The organism is Magnetospirillum sp. LM-5, assembly GCF_902729445.1.
GTDB lineage: Bacteria > Pseudomonadota > Alphaproteobacteria > Rhodospirillales > Magnetospirillaceae > Magnetospirillum.
Genome location: NZ_CACVCE010000062.1, coordinates 1 through 4,467 on the forward strand (window position 1 = coordinate 1; position 4,467 = coordinate 4,467).

Consider the following 4,467-nt stretch of genomic DNA (forward strand, 5'->3'; position numbering starts at 1 on the left):
TCTAATGGAAGCGAGCGGATTCGAGTTCGTCGCCGTGGACATGCCGCTGGCCAGCCAGTTCACCTTGCATATTCTTGCCGCGGTAGCCGAGCACGAGGCCCGCATGATATCCGAACGCACCAAAGTGGCGCTGGCGGCGACGAAGGCGAGGGGAACCAAGCTGGGCTGCCCGCTGGGGGCTGCACATCTGCGGCCCTACGGCAACAAGTCGGCCGTTGAGGCGGTGAAGAACGAAGCCGTGCGTCGGCGAACGGAATTCCGATCAGCGATCAACGAGATCCAAGGAGAGGGCTTTACGACCTTCGCAGCCATCGCCGACGAATTGAACAATCGCGGCATTAGGACTGCGAGGGGAAAACGGTGGCATCCTATGACGGTACGGTTGGTGTTGCGGGAAGACACGAACTCTGCGGCAGCCCCGTAAACCGACGAAATCCGCCATTTTTGTCGGGGCACATTTCCTTACCTAGGTTTTCTGTTCCGCTGCTACTCAGACCCGATAGATTAGGCGACGTCGATGGCTGCACACAGATTTTATGAATATCGCGCACTATCGGCAATAAATTCCGCCCCAATCAGGCTGGCAATCAGAGCGGCGGCGGCGATAGGCTTGGTATCGGCGATTATCAAGGCGAGATCCCAAAGGAACCAGTATCGTCCTGTCCATCTGCCGAAAGATCGACGAACACCATGGTGGACAGATGTGGGGTGAATCGGTAGCTGGCCAAGGAGCCTCGTTCATATTCATCTTGCCGCTGCTTCCGGACGTTCATCGACCGGAATAGGGTGCATGTCAGGGGGCAAGATCACCTCATCCCCGCCCATGACGCAGCGGGCCTTGCCGCTCACCTTGGCCTGATACATGCGGCTGTCGGCAAGTTCGATCAACTCCGGCCAATCTTGGGCCTCGTCCGCGATCCTTTCGGCGAGGCCGATGCTGGCGGTGATCACGCCACCACCGGGGCGGGTACCCAGCCATTCGGCCACAATACGCTGCATAGCGATGCGCTGGCCTTCAAGCGTGGCGTTGCCCAATAAGATCACGAACTCCTCGCCACCCCAACGGATGATCACATCAGAATTGCGTAGCAGCCGCCCGAGATTGGCGACGGCGTTTTTCAGTACCCAGTCGCCGGCCTCGTGCCCGTGGGCATCGTTGACGCTCTTGAAATTGTCGAGATCGACAAAGGCGACGGCGAATGGGGCGTTCTGCCGGCAGGCCAAGCGGAATTGGGTCTCGACAATCTCGTTGCCGCTGTTCCGGGTGAAGGTTCCGGTGAGCGGATCATGACTGGCCCGGCGCAGCAGATTGATCATGTAATGTAGCTGGATCATGCTCTCCAGCAGATAAACGCACAGAATCAGCCCCAGAACCCACAATGTGGATAACTGGTCGAGCCAATCGCCTCCACCCGCCATGATCGGAGCCAGTGTTGCAGCCAAAATAACCGGCATCGCGAAGACCAGTCCCTCCGCGACGGTCAGGGGAAAAACCCCCAGGCCCGCCACGATAATGATCGGCAACGCCGCATAGAGCTTGGAATCAATGGCTGCGGCTCCCGTCAACGCTATGCCGGAGAACAGAACCTGCGCCGCCAGAAACAATGACAACGGCAGCGCCAGCATGACCGACATCAGTCCGAAGGCGCGCCTTAACGTGATGCCTCGATGGGCGGCAATTGAAAGACCCACGAACACGATTGCGGCGATCAAACGCAATCCCGCCAGCCAAGCCCAACTCGGCCAAGGAAGCACCAAGCGATCGAGAACAATCCAAGCCAGGGTCAAGATTGAGAAGGCGGCGGCGACCATCCTCACCCGTGTTGCCACCGCCTCGGCACGGTGGCGCGTCAAATACGGAAGATGATCCGAAGAGGAGATCAACTGCCTGAAATGGACGAGTCCGATTTCGCGCATCATCGCTGACAGACGATTTTGCAAGTTTCCGATCATGACGCGGCCCCCGACATGGCGGAGGCATTGGCGGTCTGATCCGACGGCGTCCGATTGGCCAGATAGTTGCGGAGCTCCTTCATTTTGTCCTCCCATTCCATCTCCTGCTCACGCTCGCGTTCACGAATTTCAGGGATCTCGCGGACCTGACGGAGGTATCGGATGGTGTAGGGGATGTGGGCTTCCCGCTCCGCCTCGTTACGGCCCAAATTGGTCGCGAAACGCTCTAGGAAACTCGTGGTCACCCGCGGGAACACCCGATGGCAAGTCAGCACTAGGAAATCGGCCCATTCAGGGGGGAAGCGGCCGAACACCGTCAGAAGACCATCCCGGAATGCGCCGTCGCGGGCCTTGTCCTGGAACACGCGAGGATCCTTCTCCTGCTCATAAAGATCATAGCAGAGGCGCCAGGAACGGTTCAGCACCTCGCTCCAGTCATTGGCGGGGTCGAGCAGGGATTTGAAGACGCCGATCTCACGATTGCCGATCTTGGGGATATCGTAGACCATGGGGTCAGACGGCAGCAGCAGCTGCCGCAGTTCCTTAGTGGCGTCCTTGACCTGGAGCACCTTGCCCCCGTTCCGATGGGTCTCCAGCAGTCGCAGATCGTCCCAAGCGGTGATCCAGCCCTGCTGGATGCTCCGCTCCAAGGGACGGGTGACGTGATCCCAAAAGCTGTCGGCATCCTCGCTGGCCCAGTCAAAATTAGTCGCGAGCATGCGAACCTGTCGGCTGTCCCAGATGGTGGGGAACACGAACTTTTCGATGACCTGATGAAATCTCCCGGCAAATTCCGGGGAGGCAAGAAAGAAGGTCGGAAGTTCCAGCCGCAGGGCGGGATTGTGACGCTGGAAGAACACCAAAATCGTATCGACCCGGCGACAAATGGCGGCGAGGCAAAGCTTCTCGAAGGTGGCGAAATCCCTTGTCGGCGCGGGAAGCTCTGGAACGACATAGTCCATTCGCTTGAGCAGATGGGCAAGATTGGGAGGCAGCGCATATTCCACATCCCTATCGCGCGCCTCTTGACGGGCCTTGCGCTCGGCCGCCAACTCGGCATCGTTTGGTTGGGACAGCCCCATCTGAAGGATGTGTTCGGCGCTTGCAGACGCGGCCTTCTTCGGGATGAGGGTCTTGTACTTCAGACCGCAAGGTGACCAAGGCCCTGATTACCTGGCTGGTCGGCATCGCCACCAATGAACGCTCGCCGGTTCGACTGGCCGAATTGCTGATCCGGGAATGCCGATCTCGCGGCATCCTGCTGCCCCTGCCGGTTGTGCTGGACCTCATCGTCCGGCGTGCCCGCCTCAGAGCCACGGAGATCATGATCCAGGCTCTGATCGGTGGCCTTGATCATGATCGGCAGGTGGCCCTGGATCAACTGCTGGAACCAATGGAAGAGAAGTCCCTCAGCAGGCTGGCGTGGCTGAAAATTACCGGTGCGGCGCCATCGACGCGCAACATGGCCGAGATGATGGAACGGCTGAACTGTGTTCGCCAGATCGGCATCAGTCGCGACGTCGCCAAGCTGGTTCCTGCCGGGACATTGTCCCGCATGGCTGACGAGGGGCTGTGGATGACGGCTCAGCATCTCCGAGATCTTGCGCCCGAGCGTCGCCATGCCACCCTTGCCGCCACAACCTTGCAGTTGGAGACCAACCTCATCGACAGTATTCTTGGAATGTTTGACAAGTTGATGGGCAAGCTGTCGCGACGGGCCGAACGCCGGACCGCTGATCGCGCCCTCCAGTCAGTTCGAGAGGCACATGGCCAGTTGGCGGCCTTGGCCAGAGCATGCCGGGTGCTCATCTCGGCATGCGAGCAGGGTGGCGACCCAAAGATTGCCATCGAGAACGCAACCGGGTGGGCCAATTTCGTCAAGAACGTAGCCTCGGCGGAGGATCTCGCCCGACCAGAGACCGTCGATCCCCGAACGGAATTGATCACTCGCTATGCCACCGTCAAGCCCTTCGCCCAGATTCTGCTGTCGGGTCTGTCGTTTCAAGGCGTGCCTGCGTGCCAGTCGCTACTGGCTGCCCTGGTCATCATGCGAGACATGTATCAATCGGGTCTGCGTAAATTGCCGGACAAAGTGCCGACGTTCATTCGCCGGAGTTGGAGGCCGTTTGTAATCGTTCAGGGCGAGGTTGATCGCAGGTCCTACGAGATCTGCACCTTGTCCGAGCTCCGTGATCGTCTCCGGGCCGGCGATGTCTGGGTAGAAGGGAGCCGGGTCTTTCGCAGCTTTGAGGACTGCCTGCTGCCGATTCCGGTGTTCCAGGCTCTGCGTCACGAGGGGCCGCTTCCGGTCGCTGTATCCGACGAGCCCATGGATCATCTGGGCATGGTGGGGCAATCTCTTGATGGTGCCCTTCAGCAGGTCGGCACTCTGGCCGAATCCAATAAGTTGCCCGATGTCACGATCAAGGACGGCGAGTTGAAGGTGACGCCGCATAAGGCCGACACGCCTGATGCCTCCGTGGCCTTGCGAAATGCCGCCTATGGGCTTCTCCC

At 59.6% G+C, this 4,467-nt stretch carries 4 protein-coding genes and 1 pseudogene; 3 read left to right on the top strand and 2 right to left on the bottom strand.

The window, feature by feature from the left end; translation table 11 throughout:
* Positions 1-424 (top strand): recombinase family protein (locus MTBLM5_RS16345; RefSeq protein ID WP_173977125.1); only part of this gene is annotated, 424 nt, incomplete at its 5' end.
* Positions 425-677: 253 nt separating this feature from the next.
* The gene (locus MTBLM5_RS19190) at positions 678-785 is read left to right on the top strand and encodes a hypothetical protein (protein ID WP_371814027.1); all 108 of its coding nucleotides are present in this window, start codon (positions 678-680) and stop codon (positions 783-785) included.
* Here the strand turns inward: MTBLM5_RS19190 and MTBLM5_RS16350 are convergent.
* Both MTBLM5_RS16350 and MTBLM5_RS16355 read right to left on the bottom strand, forming a co-directional pair.
* Positions 745-1,953: a diguanylate cyclase gene (locus MTBLM5_RS16350; RefSeq protein WP_173977126.1), complete on the bottom strand. Its 1,209-nt coding sequence runs from the start codon at positions 1,951-1,953 to the stop codon at positions 745-747. The genes MTBLM5_RS19190 and MTBLM5_RS16350 overlap by 41 nt on opposite strands.
* Positions 1,950-3,035 carry a hypothetical protein gene (locus tag MTBLM5_RS16355; protein WP_173977127.1) on the bottom strand — a complete coding sequence of 362 codons (1,086 nt, stop codon included), beginning with the start codon at positions 3,033-3,035 and terminating at the stop codon, positions 1,950-1,952. Before MTBLM5_RS16355 ends, MTBLM5_RS16350 begins: the two co-directional genes overlap by 4 nt.
* 71 nt (positions 3,036-3,106) lie before the next feature.
* Here MTBLM5_RS16355 and MTBLM5_RS16360 point away from each other — a divergent pair.
* Positions 3,107-4,467 (top strand): annotated as a pseudogene (locus tag MTBLM5_RS16360) (Tn3 family transposase); the annotation flags it as partial.